General features: G+C 61.4%; 22 protein-coding genes. 12 read left to right on the plus strand and 10 right to left on the minus strand.

The genetic code is table 11. The features are described 5' to 3' along the window. Window positions 1-13: 13 nt before the first annotated feature. Entirely contained in the window at window positions 14-868 is an 855-nt protein-coding gene (locus HX869_RS01805; RefSeq protein ID WP_178902674.1) for a sulfurtransferase, read from the minus strand. A gap of 39 nt (window positions 869-907) precedes the next feature. Continuing rightward, a complete protein-coding gene (locus HX869_RS01810) occupies window positions 908-1579 on the minus strand; it encodes a TetR/AcrR family transcriptional regulator (RefSeq protein ID WP_003213791.1) in 672 nt (223 codons plus the stop codon). Window positions 1580-1725: 146 nt separating this feature from the next. Between HX869_RS01810 and HX869_RS01815 the strand changes: the two genes are divergently transcribed. The 5 genes from HX869_RS01815 to HX869_RS01835 all read left to right on the plus strand — a co-directional run bounded on the left by HX869_RS01815 (window position 1726) and on the right by HX869_RS01835 (window position 6304). Continuing rightward, on the plus strand, window positions 1726-3153 hold the full coding sequence (locus HX869_RS01815) for a coniferyl aldehyde dehydrogenase (protein ID WP_177035301.1): 1428 nt from the start codon (window positions 1726-1728) through the stop codon (window positions 3151-3153). A 28-nt stretch (window positions 3154-3181) separates the two neighbouring features. After that, on the plus strand, window positions 3182-3727 hold the full coding sequence (locus HX869_RS01820; RefSeq protein ID WP_087693254.1) for a twin-arginine translocation pathway signal protein: 546 nt from the start codon (window positions 3182-3184) through the stop codon (window positions 3725-3727). Between the two features lie 33 nt (window positions 3728-3760). Next, window positions 3761-5356 (plus strand): GMC family oxidoreductase, encoded by a 1596-nt coding sequence (locus tag HX869_RS01825; RefSeq protein ID WP_003213795.1) that lies wholly within the window; start codon window positions 3761-3763, stop codon window positions 5354-5356. A gap of 114 nt (window positions 5357-5470) precedes the next feature. Continuing rightward, on the plus strand, window positions 5471-5950 hold the full coding sequence (gene coaD / locus HX869_RS01830) for a pantetheine-phosphate adenylyltransferase (protein WP_003176711.1): 480 nt from the start codon (window positions 5471-5473) through the stop codon (window positions 5948-5950). A gap of 102 nt (window positions 5951-6052) precedes the next feature. Continuing rightward, on the plus strand, window positions 6053-6304 hold the full coding sequence (locus HX869_RS01835; protein ID WP_003213796.1) for a YfhL family 4Fe-4S dicluster ferredoxin: 252 nt from the start codon (window positions 6053-6055) through the stop codon (window positions 6302-6304). A gap of 133 nt (window positions 6305-6437) precedes the next feature. Here the strand turns inward: HX869_RS01835 and mutM are convergent, their stop codons facing one another. Further along, on the minus strand, window positions 6438-7250 hold the full coding sequence (gene mutM, locus HX869_RS01840; protein WP_008438968.1) for a bifunctional DNA-formamidopyrimidine glycosylase/DNA-(apurinic or apyrimidinic site) lyase: 813 nt from the start codon (window positions 7248-7250) through the stop codon (window positions 6438-6440). Between the two features lie 21 nt (window positions 7251-7271). Then, a complete protein-coding gene (locus HX869_RS01845; RefSeq protein WP_173882995.1) occupies window positions 7272-8084 on the minus strand; it encodes an HDOD domain-containing protein in 813 nt (270 codons plus the stop codon). A gap of 299 nt (window positions 8085-8383) precedes the next feature. On the opposite strand from HX869_RS01845, the gene HX869_RS01850 reads away from it, so the two are divergent. The 4 genes from HX869_RS01850 to ilvD all read left to right on the plus strand — a co-directional run bounded on the left by HX869_RS01850 (window position 8384) and on the right by ilvD (window position 14475). After that, window positions 8384-9580 (plus strand): class I SAM-dependent rRNA methyltransferase, encoded by a 1197-nt coding sequence (locus HX869_RS01850; RefSeq protein ID WP_178902675.1) that lies wholly within the window; start codon window positions 8384-8386, stop codon window positions 9578-9580. Window positions 9581-9967: 387 nt separating this feature from the next. Further along, a complete protein-coding gene (locus HX869_RS01855) occupies window positions 9968-11050 on the plus strand; it encodes a SagB/ThcOx family dehydrogenase (protein ID WP_178902676.1) in 1083 nt (360 codons plus the stop codon). Between the two features lie 122 nt (window positions 11051-11172). Further along, complete coding sequence (locus tag HX869_RS01860) at window positions 11173-12372, plus strand: MFS transporter (RefSeq protein WP_178902677.1); 1200 nt, start codon at window positions 11173-11175, stop codon at window positions 12370-12372. 261 nt (window positions 12373-12633) lie between these two features. Further along, window positions 12634-14475, plus strand: coding sequence for a dihydroxy-acid dehydratase (gene ilvD, locus HX869_RS01865; protein WP_017476546.1), 1842 nt, complete (start codon window positions 12634-12636; stop codon window positions 14473-14475). 193 nt (window positions 14476-14668) lie between these two features. Here the strand turns inward: ilvD and HX869_RS01870 are convergent, their stop codons facing one another. Continuing rightward, the gene (locus HX869_RS01870; RefSeq protein ID WP_003213803.1) at window positions 14669-15727 is read right to left on the minus strand and encodes a phosphorylcholine phosphatase; all 1059 of its coding nucleotides are present in this window, start codon (window positions 15725-15727) and stop codon (window positions 14669-14671) included. A gap of 241 nt (window positions 15728-15968) precedes the next feature. Between HX869_RS01870 and HX869_RS01875 the strand changes: the two genes are divergently transcribed. After that, entirely contained in the window at window positions 15969-17360 is a 1392-nt protein-coding gene (locus HX869_RS01875) for an L-cystine transporter (RefSeq protein WP_178902678.1), read from the plus strand. A gap of 84 nt (window positions 17361-17444) precedes the next feature. Here HX869_RS01875 and HX869_RS01880 read toward each other — a convergent pair whose 3' ends face one another. Continuing rightward, window positions 17445-17957, minus strand: a complete 513-nt coding sequence (locus HX869_RS01880) for a dihydrofolate reductase (RefSeq protein WP_178902679.1) — start codon at window positions 17955-17957, stop codon at window positions 17445-17447. A gap of 90 nt (window positions 17958-18047) precedes the next feature. Here HX869_RS01880 and HX869_RS01885 point away from each other — a divergent pair, with 90 nt between their 5' ends. Both HX869_RS01885 and HX869_RS01890 read left to right on the plus strand, forming a co-directional pair. Next, window positions 18048-19427, plus strand: coding sequence for a DUF2868 domain-containing protein (locus HX869_RS01885; protein WP_178902680.1), 1380 nt, complete (start codon window positions 18048-18050; stop codon window positions 19425-19427). Beyond that, window positions 19420-20793, plus strand: a complete 1374-nt coding sequence (locus HX869_RS01890) for a DUF3482 domain-containing protein (protein WP_134327481.1) — start codon at window positions 19420-19422, stop codon at window positions 20791-20793. The genes HX869_RS01885 and HX869_RS01890 overlap by 8 nt, the downstream gene beginning before the upstream one ends. Here HX869_RS01890 and HX869_RS01895 read toward each other — a convergent pair. The 4 genes from HX869_RS01895 to HX869_RS01910 all read right to left on the minus strand — a co-directional run bounded on the left by HX869_RS01895 (window position 20790) and on the right by HX869_RS01910 (window position 25331). Continuing rightward, window positions 20790-21344 carry a phosphonate degradation HD-domain oxygenase gene (locus HX869_RS01895; protein WP_178902681.1) on the minus strand — a complete coding sequence of 185 codons (555 nt, stop codon included), beginning with the start codon at window positions 21342-21344 and terminating at the stop codon, window positions 20790-20792. The two genes, HX869_RS01890 and HX869_RS01895, sit on opposite strands and share 4 nt — an antisense overlap. After that, window positions 21344-22468 carry a TIGR03364 family FAD-dependent oxidoreductase gene (locus HX869_RS01900; RefSeq protein ID WP_178902682.1) on the minus strand — a complete coding sequence of 375 codons (1125 nt, stop codon included), beginning with the start codon at window positions 22466-22468 and terminating at the stop codon, window positions 21344-21346. Before HX869_RS01900 ends, HX869_RS01895 begins: the two co-directional genes overlap by 1 nt. Window positions 22469-22566: 98 nt before the next feature. Continuing rightward, window positions 22567-23583, minus strand: coding sequence for a putative 2-aminoethylphosphonate ABC transporter substrate-binding protein (locus tag HX869_RS01905; RefSeq protein WP_003213811.1), 1017 nt, complete (start codon window positions 23581-23583; stop codon window positions 22567-22569). A 23-nt stretch (window positions 23584-23606) separates the two neighbouring features. Continuing rightward, a complete protein-coding gene (locus tag HX869_RS01910; protein WP_178902683.1) occupies window positions 23607-25331 on the minus strand; it encodes a putative 2-aminoethylphosphonate ABC transporter permease subunit in 1725 nt (574 codons plus the stop codon). Window position 25332: the final 1 nt, after the last annotated feature.

The following is a 25332-nucleotide window of genomic DNA, read 5'->3' on the forward strand; positions in this document are numbered from 1 at the left end:
GGTCAGGCAGACCTCAGTCGCCTGTTGCAACTTCCCGCTTTGGATCAGTGATCCACTCGCTCCACGACCCCGCGTACAACTTGCCCAACGGGTAACCCGCCAGGCACAGCGCAAACAGGTTGTGGCAGGCAGTCACGCCCGAGCCGCAGTAGGCCACCAGGTCATCCGGCGAGCGGTCTTGCAGCTTGGCGGCGAAGCGTTGCTTGAGCTGGTCCGCCGGCAGGAAACGGCCGTCGCTGCCCAGGTTTTCATTGAATGCGGCACATTGCGCGCCGGGGATATGCCCGGCAACCGGGTCGATCGGCTCCACTTCACCACGAAAACGCGGCTGGGCGCGGGCGTCGATCAGGGTCAGGCCGGGCTGGCCAAGGCGTTTCTGCAGGTGTTCGGCGTCCAGTTGCAAGTGGTTGTCCGGCGTGCCGCTGAAGGTGCCGGGCTCGATCACCGGCGCATCCAGGCTCAGCGGGAAGCCCGCCGCGTGCCAGGCTTTCAGGCCGCCATCGAGGATGAACACGCCGTCGCGCTTGCCCAGCCAGGCCAGCAGCCACCAGGTACGGGCGGCATAGGCACCCGGGCCGTCGTCATACAAAACGATATCACTGTCGGCGTTAACGCCCCATGCCCGCAGTTGCCGGATAAACGCATCCGGCGCCGGCAGCGGATGGCGACCGGTCACGCCCTTGATTATCGGCCCGCTGAGGTGGCGCTCCAGGTCGGCATACTGCGCCCCTTCGATATGCCCTTCGGCGTAGCTGCACAGGCCGTAGTCCGGGTCTTCCAGGGCAAAGCGGCAATCGAGGATCACCAGCCCGCCGGACTTCTGGCGCTCGGCCAGTTGCTGGGGGCTGATCAGTTGGGCAAGCGGCATGACTGACTCCTGTGGCTAGGTTAGCGTTCGGGAAACATCCTACTTCACTTCTTCCAGCGCCTGATTCAACGGCACGTAAAACTCTTTGAACAGTGCATCCACCGCGTCCTTGGCCTTGGGGGTGATAAACCCGGCTTCCAGCACCAGCACCTGGTACACACCGCGCTTGATGGCCTCAGCGCTCAGGTGCGTGGACTTTTCATTGGTGGTGCACAGGAAACGCACCCACGAGGTGAGGATGATCCAGGCGTTGAGGGTCAGGGCTTCGGTTTGCACCGGGTCCATGTTCAGGATGCCGGCATCGACAAAACCCTGGTAGATGGCCGCGCCCTGGATCAGGCAGCGCTGGGAGAACCGCCGGTAGCCGGTGGCCAGCTCCGGGTCGCTTTCCAGCAGGTGTTCGAGGTCACGGTGCAGGAAGCGGTAGCGCCACATGCCGGCCAGCACCGCCTGCAGGTAGAAGCGCTTGTCTTCCACGGTCACCGCACGGCCCTGGGGCGGGCGCAGGAAACTGTCCACCAACGCTTCGTACTCACGAAACAGCACCGCGATAATCGCCTGCTTGTTGGGGAAGTGGTAGTACAGGTTGCCCGGGGAAATTTCCATATGGGCGGCGATATGGTTGGTGCTGACACTGCGCTCGCCCTGCTGGTTAAACAGCTCCAGGCTGGTTTGCACAATGCGCTCGCTGGTCTTTACTCGTGGTGCCATGGGAAATCAACTTCTAGACCCGTGATGGCGGCATCTTACGGACTATCCTTGTCCGGATAAATCGGCACGTTGTGCAATGTTATTTGACAATTTAGAGCAATGACTCTAAAAACTGAAGCATTCCAATAACAATCGGGAACTTCGCCATGTCTGCCAACGTTGCCTACCTGCAAGATTCCCAGGCGCTGGACCAACTCCAGGAACTGTTCGACGCCCAACGTCGGGCCTACGCTGCCAACCCGATGCCGCCGGCCGCCCAGCGCCAGCAATGGCTCAAGGCCTTGCGCGAGCTGCTGAGTGACGAGCGCCAGGCGCTGATCAACGCCATCAGCAGTGATTTCAGCCACCGCAGCGCCGACGAAACCCTGTTCGCCGAACTGATGCCCAGCCTGCATGGCATTCACTACGCCAGCAAACACCTCAAGGGTTGGATGAAGCCTTCCCGCCGCGCTGTAGGCATTGCCTTCCAGCCCGCGTCCGCCAAGGTCATCTATCAACCCCTGGGTGTGGTCGGGGTGATCGTGCCCTGGAACTACCCGTTGTACCTGGCCATCGGCCCGCTGGTGGGTGCATTGGCGGCCGGCAACCGGGTGATGCTCAAGCTCAGCGAATCCACCCCCGCCACCGGCCAGTTGCTCAAGACGCTGCTGGCGAAGATCTTCCCCGAGGACCTGGTGTGCGTGGTGCTCGGCGAGGCTGAAGTGGGCATGGCGTTTTCCAAGCTGCGCTTCGACCACCTGCTGTTCACCGGCGCCACCAGCATCGGCAAGCACGTGATGCGCGCGGCGGCCGAACACCTGACGCCGGTCACCCTGGAACTGGGCGGCAAATCACCGGCGATTGTTTCCGCCGACGTGCCGCTCAAGGACGCCGCCGAACGCATCGCCTTCGGCAAGGCGCTGAATGCCGGGCAAACCTGCGTGGCGCCGGACTACGTGCTGGTGCCGGAAGACCGTGTAGACGGCTTCGTCGAGGCCTACAGCAAGGCGGTTCGCGGGTTCTATCCGACCCTGGCCGACAACCCGGACTACACCGCCATCATCAACGAACGACAGTTGGCCCGGCTCAACGGCTACGTGAAAGACGCCACCGACAAGGGTGCCACCCTGGTCCCGCTGTACGACCAGGGCCAGGACCGCCGCATGGCCCACAGCCTGCTGCTGAATGTCAGCGACGAGATGACCGTGATGCAGGACGAAATCTTCGGCCCGGTGCTGCCGATCGTGCCGTATCGCGGCCTCGACCAGGCCTTTGCCTACATCAATCAGCGCCCTCGCCCACTGGCGCTGTATTACTTCGGCTACAACAAGGCGGAACAGAACCGCGTACTGCACGAAACCCATTCCGGCGGCGTGTGCCTGAACGACACGTTGCTGCACGTAGCCCAGGACGACATGCCCTTCGGCGGAATCGGCCCGTCGGGCATGGGCCATTATCACGGCCATGAAGGTTTCCTGACCTTCAGCAAGGCCAAGGGCGTGCTGATCAAGCAACGCCTGAACGCGGCCAAGCTGATTTACCCGCCCTATGGCAAATCCATCCAGAAGTTGATCCAGAAGCTGTTCGTCCGCTAACAAACCCATCACCGGGATAACAATAAGAATGAACCCTAGCCTGACTGAATCACCCGCGCTGTCACGGCGCGGCGTCTTGAAACTCGGCCTGTGCGCCAGCGCCTTCCTGGCCACCGCCGGGCTGGGCGCCAGCCTCAGCGGCTGCTCCAGCAGCACCCCGGCCAGCGGCTTTGCGATGTTGCGCAGCAGTGACCTGCCGTTTTTGCGGGCAGTGATTCCGGTGCTGCTGGAGGGCGTGGCCAGCGCCGAGGTAGTGGTGGCCGGCATCGACGACACCCTGAAAAAGCTCGACTTCAGCCTGCAACACCTGTCGCCCGAGATGTTCAAGCTGACCCAGCAACTGTTCGACGTATTGGGCATGGCCGTCACCCGTGGGCCGCTGACCGGGGTGTGGGGCAGCTGGGAAAACGCCAGCGGCGAACAGATCCGCAACTTCCTGCACCGTTGGGAAAACAGCTACCTGAACCTGCTGCGCATGGGCCAGGGCTCGTTGCTCAAGCTGGTGATCATGGCCTGGTATTTCCGCCCCGAGTCCTGGGCGCATTGCGGCTACCCCGGCCCACCGAAAATCTGATCTGCATCCCGATAAAAACAAGAGACGACCCTGATGCCCGTACCTGATCTGTTCCGCGATGGCATGGCCCGCGGCTGGAAGACCCACAATGGCGCCGCCCTCGACCAGGACCTGACCCTGGAAGCCGACGTCGCGATCATCGGCAGCGGCGCCGGCGGCGGCACCACCGCCGAAATCCTCAGCGCCGCCGGCTACAAGGTGCTGCTGATCGAAGAAGGCCCGCTGAAGACCAGCAACGACTTCAAGCTGCTGGAAGACGAGGCCTACGCCAGCCTCTACCAGGAAGGCATCGGCCGCATGAGCAAGGACGGCGCTATCACCATCCTGCAGGGCCGCGCGGTCGGCGGCACCACGCTGATCAACTGGACCTCAAGCTTCCGCACCCCGGACCCGACTCTCGCCCACTGGGCCAGCGAGTACGCGGTCAAGGGCCACAGCAGCGCCGAAATGGCGCCCTGGTTCGAAAAAATGGAACAACGCCTGGGCATCGCGCCTTGGGCCATGCCACCGAATGCCAACAATGACGTGATCCGCAAGGGCTGCGAAAAGCTTGGCTACAGCTGGCACGTGATCCCGCGCAATGTGCGCGGCTGTTTCAACCTGGGGTATTGCGGCATGGGTTGCCCGGTCAACGCCAAGCAATCAATGCTGGTGACCACCATTCCGTCCACCCTGGAGAAAGGCGGCGAGCTGCTGTACCTGGCCCGCGCCGAACGCCTGAAGTTCAGCGGCGACACCATCACCAGCCTCGAATGCGTGGCCATGGATCAGTATTGCGTGGCACCCACCGGCCGCAAGATCACAGTCAAAGCCAAGCATTACGTATTGGCCGGCGGCGGCATCAACAGCCCGGCGCTGCTGCTGCGCTCGGACGCGCCCGATCCCCACTCGCGCCTGGGCAAGCGAACCTTTTTACACCTGGTGAATTTTTCCGCCGGGTTGTTCGACGAGGTGATCAACCCGTTCTACGGCGCGCCGCAGTCGATTTATTCCGATCACTTCCAATGGCAGGACGGCACTACCGGCAAAATGTCCTACAAGCTCGAAGTACCGCCACTGCATCCGGGCCTGGCCAGCACCTTGCTCGGCGGCTACGGCACGCAGAACGCGCTGGATATGGGCCAACTGCCCAAGACCCACGCAATGCTTGCCCTCTTGCGCGACGGTTTCCACCCCGACAGCCCGGGCGGCACCGTCGAATTGCGCGGCGATGGCACCCCGGTGCTCGATTATCAGGTTTCGCCCTACGCCTGGGACGGCCTGCGCCGGGCATTCCACAGCATGGCGGAGATTCAGTTTGCCGGCGGCGCCAAGTCGGTGATGCCGCTGCACGGCGATGCGCGCTACGTGAACACCTTGGCTGAAGCCCGCAGCATGATCGACGGGTTGAACCTCGAATTGCACCGAACCCGGCTCGGCAGCGCTCATGTAATGGGCGGTTGCGCGATGGGGGAAGAACCGAAAAACGCCGTGGCCGACAGCCTTGGGCGCCATCATCAACTGCGCAACTTGTCGATCCACGATGGCTCGCTATTCCCCACCAGCATTGGCGCTAACCCGCAGTTATCGGTGTATGGATTGACGGCGCAACTGGCGACGGCATTGGCCGAACGTCTGAAAACGGCCTGAAAAAACCGGGTATTCGCGGTGTCTATAGTGCTTTCTTCTGAATAAGTTGACTTGGCCGACCGGGATGGCTGCGATACCATCCGGTTCCCCAACGGACTCCGCCAGGACGACGCGATGAACCGAGTGTTGTACCCAGGTACCTTCGACCCAATCACCAAGGGCCATGGCGATCTGGTCGAACGCGCCTCGCGCTTGTTCGACCATGTGATTATCGCGGTCGCTGCCAGCCCCAAGAAAAACCCGCTGTTTCCCCTGGAACAGCGCGTGGAGCTGGCCCGTGAGGTCACCAAGCATCTGCCCAACGTTGAAGTGGTCGGCTTCTCGACGCTGCTGGCGCACTTCGCCAAGGAACAGAACGCCAATGTGTTCCTGCGCGGCCTGCGGGCGGTGTCGGACTTCGAATACGAATTCCAGCTGGCCAACATGAACCGCCAACTGGCGCCGGACGTGGAAAGCCTGTTTCTTACGCCTTCGGAACGTTATTCGTTCATTTCCTCGACGTTGGTCCGGGAAATCGCGGCGTTGGGCGGGGATATCACCAAGTTCGTGCACCCGGCTGTGGCGGATGCGCTGACGCTGCGCTTCAAGAAGTAAGACCGCTCAATCGGCGCCCGCTCGCACTGCGGGCGCCAATGCGGCACAATTGCGCGCATTAGTTTTCAGATGCCTTGGCTGACAGCCCTGGCAGGAGTTTCCATGTCCCTGATCATCACCGACGATTGCATCAACTGCGACGTCTGCGAACCCGAGTGCCCGAACGCTGCCATTTCCCAGGGTGAAGAGATCTATGTGATCGACCCCAACCTGTGCACCCAGTGTGTCGGCCACTACGACGAACCCCAGTGCCAGCAGGTTTGCCCGGTGGATTGCATTCCGCTGGACGAGGCTCATCCGGAAACGGAAGAGCAACTGATGGAGAAGTACCGGTTGATTACCGGGAAGGCCTAAGTCCCTTGGCGCTTCATTAAGCCCCTTCGCGAGCAAGCCCGCTCCCACATTCGGCCGAGTTCCACCTTTGGAATGCAGTCGAATGTGGGAGCGGGCTTGCTCGTGAAGAGGCCATCAGCAGCACCACAAATTGTCAGCTCTGACACTTCGGGCAAAACACACTCGCCCGCTGCCCCAGCATCACGTTGCGCAATTCGGTCCCACAGACCTTGCACGCCTCGCCACCACGGCCATAGACGAACAATTCCTGCTGGAAATACCCCGGCTGCCCGTCGCCGCCGATAAAGTCACGCAACGTGGTGCCGCCGCGCTCGATGGCCGCCGCCAGGATGCGCTTGATCTCGATCGCCAGCTTCAGGTAACGCCCACGGGAAATGCCCTTGGCTTCCCGGCGCGGATCAATCCCGGCGGCAAACAGCGCTTCCGTCGCATAGATATTGCCTACACCCACCACCACCGCGTTGTCCATGATGAACGGCTTCACCGCCATCGAGCGTCCACGGGACAGCTGGAATAGCCGCTCGCCGTCGAACAGGTCGGTCAACGGCTCCGGCCCCAGGCGGATCAGCAGCTCGTGGTTCAGCGGGTCGAGGCTCCAGAGCATCGCGCCAAAGCGTCGCGGGTCGGTGTAGCGCAGGGCCAGGCCCGACTCCAGTTCTATATCCACATGCTCATGCTTGGCCGCCGGGCTGCCGGCTTCCACCAGGCGCAAATTGCCCGACATGCCCAAGTGGCTGATCAGCGTGCCGACCTCGGCATTGATCAACAAATACTTGGCCCGCCGCTCCACCAGCACGATGCGTTGCCCGGACAGCCGCACATCCAGGTCTTCCGGGATCGGCCAGCGCAGGCGCCGCTCACGCACCACCACACGGCTGACCCGCTGGCCTTCCAGGTGCGGCGCAATTCCGCGCCGGGTGGTTTCGACTTCCGGTAACTCGGGCATGTGTACCTCTTGGAAAAAGGGTTAGTGCGCGCCCAGCTCGCGGATCGACAACTTCAAACTCTCGAAGTCGTAGTCCGACAGGCCGATATGGTCCAGCACCAGCGGGCCGATGGCGTTCCACTCATGGTCATCCACCTGGTTGCCCAGCACGCGGTACGACGCACAAATGTGCTCGGCCATTTTCAGGATCGCCAGCAGGTTTTTCAGCTGCGGCTTATGGTTGGACTCGTCGCTGAAAATCGCCAGGGCATTGTGGTGATTGGCGATGGCATCGGTCACATGTTCCGGCAGGCGCCAGGATTTGGCGGTGTAGTAACCCACCACGGCATGGTTGGTGTTGAACGCCTGGTTCTCGGTGTCGACCACACGGCACTCCGGGCCGGCGTTGGCATAGGCCTCTTCCAGCACACTCATGTAGTTCGGGAAACGCTTGAGCATCAACGGCACGCCGCAATCGTGGAACAGCCCCAATGCGTAGGCTTCATCGACCGCCTGGCTGCCGGTGCGCTTGGCCAGGGCCAGGCAGGTCATGGCCACGTCCTGGGCGGTGTCCCAGAAACGGTTGAGGGTGACGATGGTGTCGTCGCTCATCTCGCCCTTGATCGACTGCGCGTTGATCAGGTTGACGATGGAGCGGCTGCCCAGCAGGTTCACCGCGCGCTGTATCGAGACGATCTTGTTGCTCAGACCGTAATACGGCGAATTGACGATCTTCAGCAGCGAGCCGGAGAGGCCCGGGTCCTGGGCGATCAACCGGGCGATCACTTCCAGGTCCGGATCGGGCATGTACTGCTCCATCTGCAAATCCACCATGATTTGCGGTTGAGGCGGCACACTGATGCCTTGGAGGCTCTGTTGGATCTGTTCGGCGGATAGCTCTTGGGACATAGGGGGCACACTCTGGACTAGGCGGCGATTCTAACCTTTATGGCAACCAGGCTGACACCTCAAAAACCCGAACTGAAACCGGACCGAATGTGGGAGCGGGCTTGCTCGCGAAAGCGGTGTGTCAGCCACCGAATGGGTTTACTGATCCTCCGCTTTCGCGAGCAAGCCCGCTCCCACATGTCCGGCGGCGCCGCCAAGTACTGCACAACACGGTATACTCCCGCTCTTTTTTCCGGAGCGACGTCATGTCCCTGCCAAGCCTGCGTCTCAAAGCCAACGCCGATCGTCGTTTGCGCAACGGCCACCTGTGGGTCTACAGCAACGAAATCGATGTGGCCGCCACACCTCTTCACGGCTTCCAGGCAGGCGACCAGGCGATCCTGGAAGCAGCCGGCGGCAAGACCCTCGGCATCGTGGCCGTGAGCCCGAACAACCTGATCTGCGCCCGCCTGCTGTCCCGCGACATCAAGTTGCCGCTGGACAAGTCGCTGCTGGTGCACCGCATCAACGTCGCCCTGTCCCTGCGTGACCGCCTGTTCGACAAGCCGTTCTACCGCCTGGTGTACGGCGATTCCGACTTGTTGCCAGGCCTGGTGGTCGACCGTTTCGGCGACATCCTGGTGGTGCAGATCGCTTCGGCGACCATGGAAGCCCACAAGGAAGACGTGATTGCCGCACTGACCCAAGTGCTCAAGCCAAGCGGCATCCTGTTCAAGAACGACTCCGCTGCGCGTGATGCCGAAGGCCTCAACCGCTACGTCGAAACCGTGTTCGGCCTGGTGCCGGAGTGGGTTGCCCTCGAAGAAAACGGCGTGAAGTTCGAAGCGCCGGTGATCCAGGGCCAGAAGACCGGCTGGTTCTACGACCACCGCATGAACCGCGCCCGCCTGGCTCCGTATGCCAAAGGCAAACGCGTACTCGACCTGTACAGCTACATCGGCGGCTGGGGCGTGCAAGCGGCCGCCTTCGGTGCCAGTGAAGTGTTCTGCGTCGACGCCTCCGCCTTCGCCCTCGACGGCGTGGAGCGCAACGCGGCACTGAACGGCGTTGCCGAGAAAATGACCTGCATCGAAGGCGACGTGTTCGAAGCCCTCAAAGAGCTGAAAGCCAGCGAAGAGCGTTTCGACGTGATCGTGGCCGACCCGCCTGCCTTCATCAAGCGCAAGAAAGACATGAAAAACGGCGAAGGCGCCTACCGCCGCCTGAACGAGCAAGCCATGCGCCTGCTCAGCAAGGACGGCATCCTGGTCAGCGCTTCGTGCTCGATGCACTTGCCGGAAGACGACCTGCAAAACATCCTGCTGACCAGCGCCCGTCACCTGGATCGCAACATCCAGATGCTGGAACGCGGCGGCCAGGGCCCGGACCACCCGGTGCACCCGGCGATTGCCGAGACCCGGTATATCAAGAGCATTACTTGCCGGTTGTTGCCGAATAGCTAAGTTATTCCCGCGATGCTGCCCGACTGGCTCCGGGCAGCATCAATTCACAAAGCCGCGCCTTCAAATAAAAGCAAACTTTTTAATTTCTTGTACAACGTCAAAAACCACATATAGCTTCATCGTTACAGCAAAAACATACTACAACGCCAGCAGAATCCTCCTACGCCTCCTGACTAGATAAATCTAAAACCAGCGCCTAGCCTAGTTTCTGTCACAATCATTTTGTGTGACAGCCATTTAACTTAATGAAATGGAGAGCTGATATGAAGGCAATCGTTCTTGAGTCAAAAGCACTGGCAGCATTCGCATTGATTGGAATGCCTAAATAAGTCGTTGATGACAAGCTGGGTTGTACGCCAACCCAGCCCTAAGAACGGGAAGAAAACAATGCGCATAAATCCCAACTTATTTTTCTTAACCAAATCACAACATCTGATCATCTGGAACTACAAAACTCATGAGCAATTTGAATTAGATCGCGCGCACTCGCAGCGACTGCTAGAACTAATATACGACCTTTCGCTTTACAACCCTGAGTTTGAGATCGACTCGACGTTCACTCACCATGCAATTATTCAACAAGGTGCGCCAACGTTAGATAACCAGTGGGGGTGGGATGACTTGTCGAGGATATTCCACATCGGTACAAAAGACTTATCAGACGCTGATCAACCTACAGACAGCGTCAGTTGGGCAGCTCATTATTTGGCCCACTGCCAGGGCGTAATGCGCAAGAGTCCTCCTGACTCGAATCGGTTCGCCCATCTCCAATCAGAAGACTTTATCAGTCTGCCGCAACCCTCACCAAACGAATCTCTCAGAACATACCCGTTACTGCAACACACGTTAATTAAGCGAAAAACCTGCCGCACCTATTTAAACAAAAGCATTTCTTTAGAAGACCTGAGTACGCTGCTCTACCTGTCTCTAGGGCACTTAAAAGAACGCCTGCAAGACACCTCACATTTAACGCCCCCCTCTTTCCGCGCTAGACGAAGCAGCCCGTCAGGTGGTGGATTAAGCTCCAGCGAAGGTTATGTGTATGCGTACAACATAAGAGGCGTAAATCCCGGACTTTATTATTACCACCCGGAGTTACACGCACTCAGGCTGATTCGTCGAATACAAGAGCCTCTTGGAAACTACCTTAACGGCCAGCACTTCATCGACAATCTTCCGTTTGGTATTTTCATTACATCACGATTCGACAAACTGTGGTGGAAGTACCCACACTCCAGAGCCTACCGAGTTGCCCTGATAGAGGCCGGACACATCTCACAAACAGCTCAGCTCATTTCAACCGCCATGGGGCTTAATACTTGGATTTCCTCCGCTCTCAACGATACCAAGATCGAGAAAGCCCTTGGCATACAGGACCTTAAAGAGCAGTTGGTACTTTTCGTAGGCGCCGGTTACAGCGACGGTCAGGTTTTCAGCGATGAATTCGAAAAGCTTTTGAGGACTGATTGAGGCCTTGGCGATGCAGCCTTTTACAGCATGCCTTTGGAAGAGAATGGCTCCACCTTTATTGATTGAATTCTCGCCACCCAAGGCTAATATCGGTTTTTGGCACCCCACCGGAAATAAAAACAATGTCTGAGTCTTCCTGCTCGCCCTTACTCGGCAGCGAGATAAAACGCCACCAATTCTCACGCTTCATCCTCATCACTTGCATCTCACTTATCAGCTTCTTCCCGATCAACATCCTGCTGCCCTCCTTCCCCGCCTTGGCTGAAAGGTTCGATACACCCACCGCCGATGTGGCGCTGTCCATCAGCCTGTTCACCCTGGTTTTTTCGATTTCCCAACTGGTCGCCGGACCGCTGTCGGATAAATGGGGCCGCAAGGAAGTCCTGCTCGGTTGCATCACGCTGTCGATCCTGGGTGCGATAGGTTGCGCATTATCGACGGACTACCTGAGCTTCCTGCTGTTTCGCTCGATCCAGGCCACGGGTTGCGGCTTCTTCGTACTGGGCCATGCGTTAGTGGAGGACCTGTTCGAAGAACAGGATCGCGCCCGTGTGCGCCTCTACTACATGACCCTGAGCGGCTCGTTCGTCGCCTTGTCACCGCTGATCGGCTCCTGGTTGCAAACCACCTTCGACTGGCAAGGTAGTTTCTATGGGTTCGCACTGATGGCGTCGGGCATGTTGATCCATGCGTTCTGCATACTGCCCTCCAAGTCCGCCAGCCCGCACCGCACGCAGGTGTCGATCATCGGCACGCTGAAAGATGTCGCAACCAATCGCGACTTCCTGCGTTACTGGTGGATCGCCGCGTTGGTGTTCGCCTGCTACTTCGCCTTGATCAGCGTGACACCGTTGATTTTCATGGACTCGCTGAAACTCTCCGAATACCAGTACGCACTGGTACTCATGGTGTATGGCGTGGCCTATCTGCTCGGTGGCTTGGCGGCGTCGTATCTTCAAAAACGCATCTCGCTGTCCCGGCAAATCAACATCGGCCTTGGATTGCTGCTTGTCGCAGGCGTGCTTCTGATGCTGATCGTCGGTCTTGGAGCTATCACCACCATCACCCTGCTGATCCCGATGCTGATCAGCGCCCTGGCCGTGACCCTGGTACGCCCCGCCGCGATTTCCGCGGCCATGTTGCTGTTCTCCAGCAGCGCCGGCACCGCCGCGTCGGCCGGCAACAGCATCATGTTCATCACCGCCGCCGTCAGCAGCGCCGCCCTCGCCCAAGCCGGGGCAAACCTGCTGATGACCATCGCCATCAGCTTCATCGTGTTCAGCGTTTGGGGCGTGGTGACGAACGCCCGGGTCGGTCGCTGACCATGAAACTTGCACACCCACACGTCTCGTAAGCGCTATCTACACGCTGGCGGCCATTCCCTCCGGCCGCCAGCGGTGTAGAATCGGACCTATTCATCGCCAGTCATCCCCCGGCGGGTTTATGAGCTCGAGGCCCAAGCAAGCGGCGATCCCGCGACGCGAGTGGCAACTTCCGGACACACGGCCATTTATCGGGTGTTCCAGTCGTCAATTAGAAGCTCACTCCCCTTTAGTACTTGATTAGCCGCCCGGAGTGCTCCAATGCCTGATTACCGCTCGAAAACATCCACCCACGGCCGCAACATGGCCGGCGCCCGCGCACTGTGGCGCGCCACGGGGATGAAAGATGACGACTTCAAGAAGCCGATCATCGCGATTGCCAACTCGTTCACCCAGTTCGTACCCGGCCACGTCCACCTCAAGGACCTGGGCCAACTGGTCGCCCGCGAGATCGAACGCGCCGGCGGTGTAGCGAAAGAATTCAACACCATCGCCGTGGATGACGGCATCGCCATGGGCCATGACGGCATGCTGTATTCCCTGCCGAGCCGCGAGATCATCGCCGACTCCGTGGAATACATGGTCAACGCCCACTGCGCCGACGCCATCGTGTGCATCTCCAACTGCGACAAGATCACCCCCGGCATGCTGATGGCCGCCCTGCGCCTGAACATCCCGGTGATCTTCGTCTCCGGCGGCCCGATGGAAGCCGGCAAGACCAAGCTCGCCTCCCACGGCCTCGACCTGGTGGACGCCATGGTCATCGCCGCCGATTCCAGCGCTTCTGACGAGAAGGTCGCGGAATACGAGCGCAGCGCCTGCCCTACCTGCGGTTCGTGCTCCGGCATGTTCACCGCCAACTCGATGAACTGCCTGGTGGAAGCCTTAGGGCTCGCCTTGCCGGGCAACGGCTCGACACTGGCCACCCACAGCGACCGCGAGCAACTGTTCCTGCAGGCCGGCCGCACCATCGTCGAGCTGTGCAAGCGCTACTACACCGAGAACGATGAGTCGGTGTTGCCGCGCAACATCGCCAACTTCAAGGCGTTCGAAAACGCCATGACCCTGGACATCGCCATGGGCGGTTCCACCAACACCATCCTGCACTTGCTGGCCGCCGCGCAAGAAGCCGAGATCGACTTCGACCTGCGGGACATCGACCGCCTGTCCCGCCACGTGCCGCAACTGTGCAAAGTCGCGCCGAACATCCAGAAGTACCACATGGAAGACGTGCACCGCGCCGGCGGGATCTTCTCGATCCTCGGCTCCCTGGCCCGTGGCGGCCTGTTGCACACCGACCTGCCGACCGTGCACAGCAAATCCCTGGCCGAAGGCATCGCCAAGTGGGACATCACCCAGACCACTGACGAAGCCGTGCATCACTTCTTCAAGGCCGGCCCGGCCGGCATCCCGACGCAGACCGCGTTCAGCCAGTCGACCCGTTGGGAAACCCTCGACGACGACCGTGAAAACGGCTGCATCCGCAGTGTCGAGCATGCCTATTCGAAAGAGGGCGGCCTGGCCGTGCTGTACGGCAACATCGCCCTCGATGGCTGCGTGGTGAAAACCGCCGGTGTCGACGAGTCGATCCACGTGTTCGAAGGCCGCGCCAAGATCTACGAAAGCCAGGACAGCTCGGTACGCGGCATCCTCGCTGACGAAGTGAAGGAAGGCGACATCGTCATCATCCGTTACGAAGGCCCGAAAGGCGGCCCGGGCATGCAAGAGATGCTGTACCCGACGTCGTATCTGAAATCCAAGGGCCTGGGCAAAGCCTGCGCCTTGCTGACCGACGGCCGTTTTTCCGGCGGGACCTCGGGCCTGTCCATCGGCCACGCTTCGCCGGAAGCTGCTGCGGGCGGCGCCATCGGCCTGGTGCAGGATGGCGACAAGGTGCTGATTGACATTCCGAACCGCTCGATCAACCTGTTGATCAGCGATGAAGAACTGGCGGCACGCCGGGTCGAGCAGGACAAGAAAGGCTGGAAGCCGGTGGAGAAGCGTCCGCGCAAAGTCACCACCGCCTTGAAGGCTTACGCCCTGCTGGCCACCAGTGCCGACAAGGGTGCTGTGCGTAACAAGGCGATGCTTGACGGTCTGTAAACCTCGCCCATAAAAATGCCCCGCCATGTGCGGGGCATTTTTTTGTCTGGAGATAATTCCCCAAACAAAGAAGATCAACTGTGGGAGCGGGCTTGCTCGCGAATTGCGGTGTGCCAGTTACTGAATAAGCTGGCTGATCCACCGCCTTCGCGAGCAAGCCCGCTCCCACATTTTTGACCGAGTCCAGCCGTACTTACTGAATCTCGTCCGGCTTGACGATCACCCAGTTTTTATCCGCCGTCACCGGCAACCCTTCCTTGGCCTGGGCCGCAGCGTGCTTGGCCATCATGCCGTTGAGCTGGGTCATGTATTTGTCTTTACGGTTGATCCACAGGTGGATGCCGCCCTTGGCCACGTCCACGTCATGGAACAGCATGTAGCCGTCACTGGTCGGCGTGTCGCCACCGACGATCACCGGTTTTTTCCACTCGTCGATATAGGTCAGGATCGCTGCGTGCTTGCCGGCCATCCAGGTGGCCGGGGTCCACAGGTACGGGGTCAGCTCCAGGCCGAGGTTGGCCTTCTCGTCATACTTGCCGGCGGCAATCTGCTTGCGGGCAGTGGTCAGCTCGCCGGTCTTGCGGTCCTTGAGCAAGGTGCTCACGCCGATGACGTTCTCGGGTTTGACGTTGTAGCCGTACTTCGGATCGGCCGCGACCATGCGCACCAGTTCTTCGGACGCGGCGGTCATCACGTAGACCTCGATGCCGTTTTCCATCAGCTTGTTGAACAGCTCAGCCTGGCCGGTGAAGACCTTCGGCGGCTGCACTTCCATGTTCTTGACCACGTCACCGTCGTAATAGGTGACCGGCACCGGCTTGCCCGACGCCATCATCTCGTCGACGTAGCCCTTGAGTTCCTTGAGGGTGAAGCCGGAGAAAATCTGCGCGACCCACGGGTAGCAGACCATGTCGTCGACTTCGCAGAGGCGGTAGTAGTAACTGAAGAGGCTTTCCTTGTGGTCGGCGGTGTCTTTGAACGGGATCAGCTTCAGGGAGGGGTCCATGGTGTCGCGGGTGATCAGGCCCTTGTTTTCCAGGTACGGCAGCAACGACTCTTCAAGGTCGTAGCGGTAACTGGTGTTGTCCATGTCGAACACCGCGAAGTTGCCCTTGTTGGCATTGGCGGCAATCATCGTGTCCAGTTGCTTCGCGGCAGCCGCAGGCCAATGTTTCAACTCGGTGGCGGCAAAGGCCTGGCTCGCGAGGCCCAGGCACAGCGCGGCGGCAAACAGTTTCGGCGCTAGCTTCATGTGCGTTTTCTCCCTGAGTGAAAGACATCGACGCTAACAAATCTGTATGACAGTTATCGCCCGAGCGCGACCGCTTTCGTCGTGATCGCGCCAATGCCATACGCCTGCGCGTCATCCGCTTATTCCAAAAACGACAGTCACCATGCGATAACGTTATTAAATCAATATATTTCAAGCTGTTAGGCTTGCCGGTTCGCAATCGCAGGCTCCTGCGATTGGCTGCCTTCTCAACGGAGCTTCAATGAATCTGCCCCTGATTCTCAACTTACTGGTGTTCGTGGCCTTGCTGCTGGGCCTGGCACAAACCCGCCGAACCAACTGGAGCCTCGCCAAGAAGGTCTTGTTTGCGTTGGTACTCGGCGTGATCTTCGGTGTGGTGCTGCACGCGATCTACGGTGCCGGCAACCCGGTGCTAAAGGCCTCGATCGGCTGGTTCGACCTGGTCGGCAACGGTTACGTGCAGTTGCTGCAAATGATCGTGATCCCGCTGGTGTTCGCCTCGATCCTCAGCGCCGTGGCCCGTCTGCATAACGCCTCGTCCCTGGGCAAGATCAGCTTCCTGACCATCGGCACGCTGCTGTTCACCACGGCGATTGCGGCGCTGATCGGTATCGGCCTGACCAACCTGTTCGGCCTCACCGCCGAAGGCCTGGTGGCCGGCACCCAGGAAATGGCGCGCCTGCAAGTGATCCAGAGTGATTACGCGGGCAAGGTCGCCGACCTGAATATCCCGCAACTGCTGCTGTCGTTCATCCCGCAGAACCCGTTCGCCGACCTGGCCCGGGCCAAGCCGACGTCGATCATCAGTGTGGTGATCTTTGCCGCATTCCTCGGGGTTGCCGCGCTGCAACTGCTCAAGGATGACGTGGAAAAAGGCCAGAAAGTCCTCAACGCCATCGACACCCTGCAAGCCTGGGTGATGCGCCTGGTGCGCCTGGTGATGAAGCTGACCCCGTACGGCGTATTGGCGCTGATGACCAAAGTGGTCGCCAGCTCCAACCTGCAAGACATCATCAAGCTCGGCAGTTTTGTGGTGGTGTCGTACCTGGCCCTGGGCCTGATGTTTGTGGTGCATGGCCTGCTGCTGTCGCTGGCCGGGATCAACCCGCTGCGGTTCTTCCGCAAGGTCTGGCCGGTGCTGACGTTTGCCTTCACCAGCCGCTCCAGCGCCGCCAGCATCCCGCTGAGCATTGAAGCGCAGACCCGTCGCTTGGGGATTCCGCAGTCCATCGCCGGTTTTGCCGCCTCGTTTGGCGCAACGATTGGCCAGAACGGTTGTGCCGGCCTTTATCCGGCGATGCTGGCGGTGATGGTTGCGCCGACCGTGGGTATCAACCCGCTGGACCCGCTGTGGATCGCGACCCTGGTGGCGATTGTGACCTTGAGTTCGGCCGGTGTGGCGGGCGTGGGTGGCGGTGCGACGTTTGCCGCGCTGATCGTGCTGCCGGCGATGGGCTTGCCGGTGTCACTGGTGGCGCTGCTGATTTCGGTTGAGCCGCTGATCGACATGGGCCGTACCGCGTTGAACGTGAACGGTTCGATGACGGCCGGGGCGATTACCAGCCAGATCATGCAGCAGACGGATAAAGCGTTGTTGAATGCGGATGAGCATGCGGAGCTGGCGCAGGCTTGACGGCTGAACGTTGTGGCGAGGGAGCTTGCTCCCGCGCCACAGCAAGCTCCCTCGTCACAGCAAGCTCCCTCGCCACATGAGTTTTTAGGCTTTTTCCCAGACTTCGAAGTTGTACGCCGGCTTGTCACCCTCAGCCGCATTCTCGACATTCGACACCAGCTTCCACTGGTTCAAATCAAACTCGGGAAACCACGCATCCCCGTCCGGGCTCAACGCCACCCGCGTCAAATACAGGCGATCCGCCTGCTCCAGCCCATGGGCATACAACTGTGCGCCGCCGATCAGCATCAGCTCATCCACGCCCTGCGCCTTGGCCCATTCCTCAGCCCGCTCCACTGCTGCGTCGAGGGACGGAAAAACTTCCGCACCTTCCAGCGCCAGATCGGTCTGACGGCTGACCACAATGTTCAATCGGCCCGGCAACGGTCGCCCCAGGGAATCCCAGGTCTTGCGCCCCATGATGATCGGCTTGCCCAAGGTGGTGGCCTTGAAATATTTGAAATCCCCCGGCAAATGCCAGGGCATGCTGTTGTCGACGCCGATCACACGGTTTTCACCGAGGGCTGCGATCAGGCTTAAAGGGAGAGTTTTTTTCATGGCGACGAGAATACCAGAGCCGCGCGCGGCATACCCCAACCGGCGTTCCAGCGGTTATGCTCCAGACTCACTGGCTCAACAGGACGGCGCGTGACAGCTCTGAACCCCCTGCAAACACTCTGGCTGACCGAGACCGTGCGCCTGCGCGAGGACCACGCGGGCGCCCTGGAAGACCAGGAAGCCAATCGCCTGGCCCGCAGCGCCGGCGGCGATTTGCCCACGCGCATTCAAAACCGCGCGCTGTGGCTGGCCGAACGCGATGGCCTGACCGCCGCCCTGACCCGCTGGCTGCAAGGTGCGCGCCTGGCGCTGATCCTGCTGGCGGCAGTCGCCATTATCAGCGGCGCCGGCCTGGCGTTTGCCGCGCTGGGCAACGGGTTGGCGCCGGTCAATGTGTTCTGGGCCCTGGGCAGCCTGCTGGGTTTGAACCTGATCCTGTTGTTGAGCTGGGCCCTGGGCCTGTTGTTTGCCGGTGAACACGGCGCCAGTCTTGGCCGCCTGTGGTTATGGCTCAGCGAAAAACTCGCCCGCGACGCCAAGGCCGCGCAACTGGCGCCCGCCCTGCTGCTGTTGCTGCAACGGCGCAAGCTCAATCGCTGGGCCGTCGGTGTGCTGGTCAACAGCCTGTGGCTGCTGGCCCTGCTCAGCGCCCTGGTGATCCTGCTGACGCTGTTGGCCACCCGGCGCTACGGTTTTGTGTGGGAAACCACCATCCTGCGGGCGGACACCTTTGTCGCCGTGACCCAAACCCTCGGCGCCCTGCCCGCCTTGCTCGGCTTCAATGTGCCCACTGTCGAGATGATCCGCGCCAGTGGCGATGCCGCCTTGAATATCGAAAGCGCCCGCCAGGCCTGGGCCGCCTGGCTGGTGGGCGTGCTGCTGGTGTACGGCATCCTGCCGCGGCTGATCCTTACGTTGCTGTGCCTGTGGCGTTGGAAACGTGGGCGCGCCGCCTTGAGCCTCGACCTCAACCTGCCCGGCTACAGCCAACTGCGTGAACGGCTGATGCCCAGCAGCGAACGGCTTGGGGTCAATGATGTGGCGCCCGAACAATTGCACCACGTAACCGGCGGCGTCAGTGAACTGGAAAGCGACGGCGCCCTGCTGGTGGCCATCGAGCTGGACGACCAGCGCCCATGGCCGCCGAAGCTCCCGGCCAGTGTCAAGGACGCCGGCATCCTCGACAGCCGTGAATCCCGCAACAAGCTGCTGGAGCAACTCACCCGCTTCCCGCCCGCGCGCCTGGCCATCGCCTGCGACCCACGCCGCTCGCCGGATCGCGGCAGCCTTGCGCTGATTGCCGAACTGGCCCGCAGCGCCACCGCCACTCGGGTCTGGCTGCTGCAAGCGCCCGCCGGCCAAGCCCTGGATGCTGAGCGCCTGGGTGATTGGCACACGGCCTTGCAACAACTGGAGATACCGTTCGCCGATTGCGCGCCGCTCACCTGGCTGGAGACCGGTCATGACTAAGCCCCTGAAACTTGCGGTGGTCGGCCACACCAACGTCGGCAAGACCTCGTTGCTGCGCACGCTCACGCGAGACGTCGGCTTTGGTGAAGTCTCCCATCGTCCCAGCACCACCCGGCATGTCGAAGGTGCGCGCTTGTCGGTGGACGGCGAAGCCTTGCTGGAGCTGTACGACACGCCGGGCCTGGAAGATGCCATCGCCCTGCTCGATTACCTCGAACGCCTGGACCGCCCCGGCGAACGCCTCGACGGCCCGGCACGGCTGGCGCGTTTTCTGGAAGGCAGCGAGGCCCGGCAACGCTTCGAACAGGAAGCCAAGGTGCTGCGCCAACTGCTCGCCTCCGACGCCGGGCTGTATGTGATAGACGCCCGGGAGCCGGTGCTGGCCAAGTACCGCGATGAGCTGCAAGTGCTGGCCAGCTGTGGCAAGCCGTTGCTGCCGGTGCTCAATTTTGTCAGCAGCGCCGACCACCGCGAGCCGGACTGGCGCGAAGCCCTCGCCCGCCTCGGCCTGCACGCGCTGGTGCGTTTCGACAGCGTGGCGCCGCCGGAAGACGGCGAGCGCCGGCTCTATGAAAGCCTCGCCCTGCTGCTGGAAAACTCCCGTGGGCAACTGGAACGGCTGATCCTTGATCAGGAAGCCCAGCGCCAGGCCCGCCAGCAAAGTGCCGCGCGGCTGATCGCCGAACTGCTGATCGACTGCGCCGCCTGCCGCCGCAGCGTGGTCAGCGAAGCCGAAGTGGAACAGCAGGCCATCAGCGAACTGCGCAAAGCCGTGCGCCAGCGCGAACAGCGTTGCGTGGAAGCCTTGCTCAAGCTGTTCGGCTTCCGCCCGCAGGACGCCGCCGCCAGCGATTTACCGCTGCTGGACGGGCGCTGGGGCGATGACCTGTTCAACCCCGAGACCCTCAAGCAACTGGGCGTGCGGGTCGGTGGCGGCATCGCGGCCGGCGCCGCCGCCGGTGCGGGCGTGGACTTACTGGTGGGCGGGCTGACCCTCGGCGCCGCCGCCCTCGCCGGTGCCATCGCCGGTGGCGCCCTGCAAACTGCCCGCAGTTATGGCAGCCGCCTGCTGGGCAAGATCAAGGGCCAGCGCGAGCTGACCGTCGACGACAGCGTGCTGCGCCTGTTGGCCCTGCGCCAGCGGCAACTGCTCAAGGCCCTGAACCTGCGGGGCCATGCGGCGATCCACAGCATCAAGGTCGACACGCCACAGGACAAGACCTGGCGCGAAGGCAAATTGCCCGAAGCCCTGAACAAGGCCCGGGCTCATCCGCAATGGTCGTCCCTCAACCCGCACCCCAAATTGAGCCAGGCCGAACGCCAGGAACAGATCGAAGCCCTGGCCCAGCGCCTGGACGAGACCTAAGCCGCCAACAGTTGCCGGGCCTTGGATTTCAACACTTCAAGGTCCAGCAACGGCACATGCATTTCCTTGGCCTGTTCATCCCAGTGGCGCATGCGCAGGCTCACGGCGCAGAGCGGGTCCTGCTCGAACGCTTGGGCTTCCTCGGCGGTCATCACGCCGCCCTGGTAACCCAAGGTACGACGGCTGGCTTCGCTCAAGCGTGCGTAATAGTCCGGCTGGCTGAAGGTCAGGTAGCGCTTGGCCTGCACGTGGTACTCCACCAGTTTTGCCATGCGCTCGCTGAAGCCTGCCCGGCGCAGATAATCAGCCCCCAGCCGTTCATGGCTGACCACACCATAACCGCCCATGTTCTCGCCACCTTGGCCGCAGATGTGCCCGATGTCGTGGAAAAACGCCGCCAGCACCACTTCATCATCGAAGCCTTCGGCCATGGCCAGTTGCGCAGCCTGGGACATGTGCTCAATCTGCGAGACCGGTTCGCCGATGTAGTCGGTGGTGCCGTGCTGTTCGTACAGGCCGAAGACTTCGGCGATTGCCTGCTCTGCTTTCATCACGCACTCCCCCACAGCTCATTGATATTGCGCTCGGCCATCGCCGGCCCGACGCTCATGCCCACGCCGGTGTGCATCAACGCCGCGCTCACCCCCGGCGCCGCCCGCGTGAACGAGAACGGCCCCGGCCCACGGGAACCATAGACGCCCTGCCAGCGCTCCACGACCTGGATCTTGCAGCCCAGGGTATGTTCGGCCAGTTCGATCATCCAGTTGTCCACCTGTTCGGCGTTGAACGGTGAAGGATCGCTGCCGTAATGGTGGGAATCCCCGATGATCAGTTCGCCATAGGGTGTCGGGCTGATCAGCAGGTGAATACCGTTTTCATGCAGGTGCGGTACATCCCGCAGAATTTCGGCCTGTACCGGCGCGGCTTCCGGCAAGTCGGCGAAGGCGCCGTAGTGCACGCAGCTGAGGCCGGTCAGCAGCGCGTGTTGCAGGTTCAACTCCACCACTGGCCGGGCGCGCAGCATTTGCAGGCGGCAGATTTGCGGGTTGAGCTCGGCAATCTGCTCGGCCAGCAGCGTCTGGTAGTCGTGACCGGAGCAGACAATGATCTGCTCGCCGTGAAAGGAACCGGTCGTGGTGTGTACCTGGCCGGGCTCGATGTCGCGGACCAGGGTAGAGAAATGAAACTCCACGTTCAGTTCGCGGCTCAGGTAGTTGATCAGCGCCGGGATAGCCTCGCGCGAATACAGTTGTTGATCATCCAGGCCGTGAAGCGCAGCGCGGTGATGGGCGAACTGGCCACCGTACAGCTCGTGCAGGGCGGTGCCTTGCAGCAACTTGACGCGATAACCGTGTTCTTGCGCGCGACCGGCGCAGAAGGCTTCAAGCAAGTGCTCTTCGGCTTCGGTGCGGGCGAACAAATAAGAGCCGTTGCGCTTGAGCTGGATGCCGGCGAGTTGCGCCCACTGGCCCCAGATCTCGCGGCTTTCCCGCGCCAGGTCGAGCATTGGCCCGGGCGGCTGGCCGGTGACCAGTGCCTGGCCGAAGTTGCGCACGGAAGCACCCAGCGGTGTGGCGCTACGCTCGAAGACCTTGACCTTGAGGCCGCGTTTGGCAGCGGCAAAGGCATGGGACAGGCCGAGGATGCCGGCGCCGATGATCAGCAGTTGTGTCATGAAGACCTCTCGTTCCCACGCTCCGCGTCACGACTACAAAAGCGGACGCAGAGCGTCCAGAGCCGCGTTCCCACGCAGAGCGTGGGAACGATCGGTGGTTATTGTTTTTCCGACTTGCCGTCATAGCGCTTGCGCCATTCGGTCAGGATGCTGTCGCGGTTTTTCGAGGCCCAGGCAAAGTCATTCTTGATCAACCGCTGCTCGTAGTCCGCCGGCAACTCGGTCTGCGGCTTGGCGATGCCCGGCTGGGCCAGTACCGCGAAGTTTTCCTTGTACAGCTCCATCGCCGCGGGGCTGGCGGAGAAGTCGGCGAGTTTCTGTGCCGCGTCTGCGTGGGCAGTGCCCTTGATCACGGCAGTGGCTTCGATATCCCAGCCCAGGCCTTCTTTCGGCAGGATGATGTCCAGCGGTGCGCCCTGGCGCTTCAGCTGAACGGCCGGGTATTCGAAGGAAATGCCGATCGGGAATTCACCCGAGGCCGCCAGCTTGCAGGGTTTGGAACCGGAGTGAACGTACTGGCCGATGTTCTGGTGCAGGTCGTCCATGTACTGCCAGCCCTGCTTCTCGCCGAAGGTCTGCAACCAGGCACTCACATCCAGGAAGCCCGTGCCGGACGAGGCCGGGTTGGGCATCACGATCTTGCCCTTGTACTCAGGCTTGGTAAGGTCCTGCCAGCTCACCGGCTTGCTCAGGCCCTGCTTTTCGGCTTCGACAGTGTTGAAGCAAATAGTCGCAGCCCACACGTCCATGCCGACCCAGGCCGGCGGGTTGGCGGCGTCGCGGTAGTTCGCACCGATCTTGCTCAAATCTGCCGGTGCGTAGTTTTGCAGCATGCCCTGCTGATCGAGAATCGCCAGGCTGGAAGCGGCCAGGCCCCAGACCACATCAGCCTGCGGGCGGGCTTTTTCGGCAAGCAGCTTGGCGGTGATGATGCCGGTGGAATCGCGCACCCATTTGATCTCGATGTCCGGGTTAACCTTTTCAAAGGCCTGTTTGTAGGTCTTCAATTGCTCGGCTTCGAGGGCCGTGTACACGGTCAACTCGGTCTTGGCGGCAAAGGCATTCAGGCTGAACGCAGTGAGCACAGCAGCGGCTAACGCCAGGGGCTTGAACATGGTGCAGTTCCTTTATGGGTGAATTATTGGCCGGGCGCGGTTTGGCGCCAGGCCTGGGAGCGGCGCAACAAGCCGCGTGAGGCCCACGCCAGCAGCAAGGACACGCCCGCCGAGGTGAACAGGATCAGGGTCGACATGGCCGCCGCACCGCCGACGTTGCCGGCGTCGTCCATGTTCAGCACGGCGACGGCGGCGAGGATGGTGTCGGGGCTGTAAAGGAAGATCGCGGCGGAAACGGTGGTCATCGCCGAGACGAACAGGTAGCGCACGATGTCCAGCAGCGCCGGCAGGCAGATCGGCACGGTGACCCGCAGGTAATGGCGGTACAGCGGCGCCTTCAGCGACAGCGCGGCGGCTTCGAATTCCGCGTCCAGTTGGCGCAGGGCCGTGGTGGCGGTCATTTGGGCGGTGGTCAAATAGTGAGCAATGGTGCACACCACCAGCAACGTCATGGTGCCGTAGAGCACATGCAGCGGGTTGCCGTTGAGGTTGAAAAAGAACACGTAGCCCAGGCCGAGCACCAACCCCGGCACCGCCATCGGCACGAAGTTGAGCATGCGCAGCGCCAGGTTCAGGCCCTTCTGGCCCCTGGTTTTTTCCATCAGGTAGGCGCCGGTGAAGATCAGCACGCTGCCGATCAACGCGGTGCACAGGGCCATGGTGATGCTGTTGCGGTAGGCCAGCCAGCCGCCGCCGGCCGTGTCTTCGAACTGGTAGTGGGCCAGGGACAGCGACAGGTTGTAGGGCCAGAATTTCACCAGGGATGAGTAGACCGCCATGCCGAACACCAGCAGCAGGATCGCGCAGATCAGCAGGACGATGGCCAGGTAGCAGCCATCCCGCAGTTTCGACGGCGCCGGCTGGAACACCTGGGCGCGGCCGCTCATGGAGTCGCCATGGCGGCGGCGCAACCAGGCGTCGACACCGAAGCTGAACAGCGCCGGCAGCAGCAGGACCATGCCGATCAAGGCACCGCGGCCGAATTGCTGCTGGCCGACCACAGCTTTGTAAGCTTCCAGCGCCAGTACTTGATAGTCGCCACCGACTACCACGGGCACGCCAAAGTCAGTGATGGTCAGAGTGAACACCAGGCAAAACGCGGCAAACACGGCCTGGCGCGTCGCCGGCCAGGTGATGCTGCGAAACGCCCGTGCGGGACTCGCACCCATGCTCGATGCGGCGTCAAACAAACGTGCATCCGCCAGGGAAAGCGCCGACAACAGGATCATCAAGGCATGGGGAAAGGTGTAGATCACTTCGCCGAGGACGATGCCCCAGAAGCCATAGATGTTGTCCGACAGCAGCCCGCGCAGCATGCCCTGGTTACCGAATAGGTAGACCAGCGCAATCCCGGGCAGCATCGACGGCGCCATCAACGGCAGCAGCGACATGCCACGCCAGATCGCCTTGCCGGGAATCAGCGTGCGTTGCAGCGCGTAGGCAAACAGGTAAGCCAGCGGTACGACGATGACCGCCACGCTGCCGGAAACCTTCAGGCTGTTACCGAGCAACCAGTGGAAGTTATCGCTGGTGACCAACTCCCGCGCCGCCACCAGGCCACCGCCCTGCCCGGCTTCACTGCTGAAGCCGCGCCAGAAGATCGCCAGCAGCGGCATCAGCACCGCGACGCCCAGCAGGCACAGCCAGAGCAGCTTGCCGCCGACTACAAAAATACGGTCGCCGAGTTCGGCACGGGAAACCTGACGAGCCACGTTATCGGGTATCGGCAGAGTCATATCGCGGGCCATC

This window comes from Pseudomonas sp. P7779, from assembly GCF_013386315.1.
Lineage (GTDB): Bacteria > Pseudomonadota > Gammaproteobacteria > Pseudomonadales > Pseudomonadaceae > Aquipseudomonas.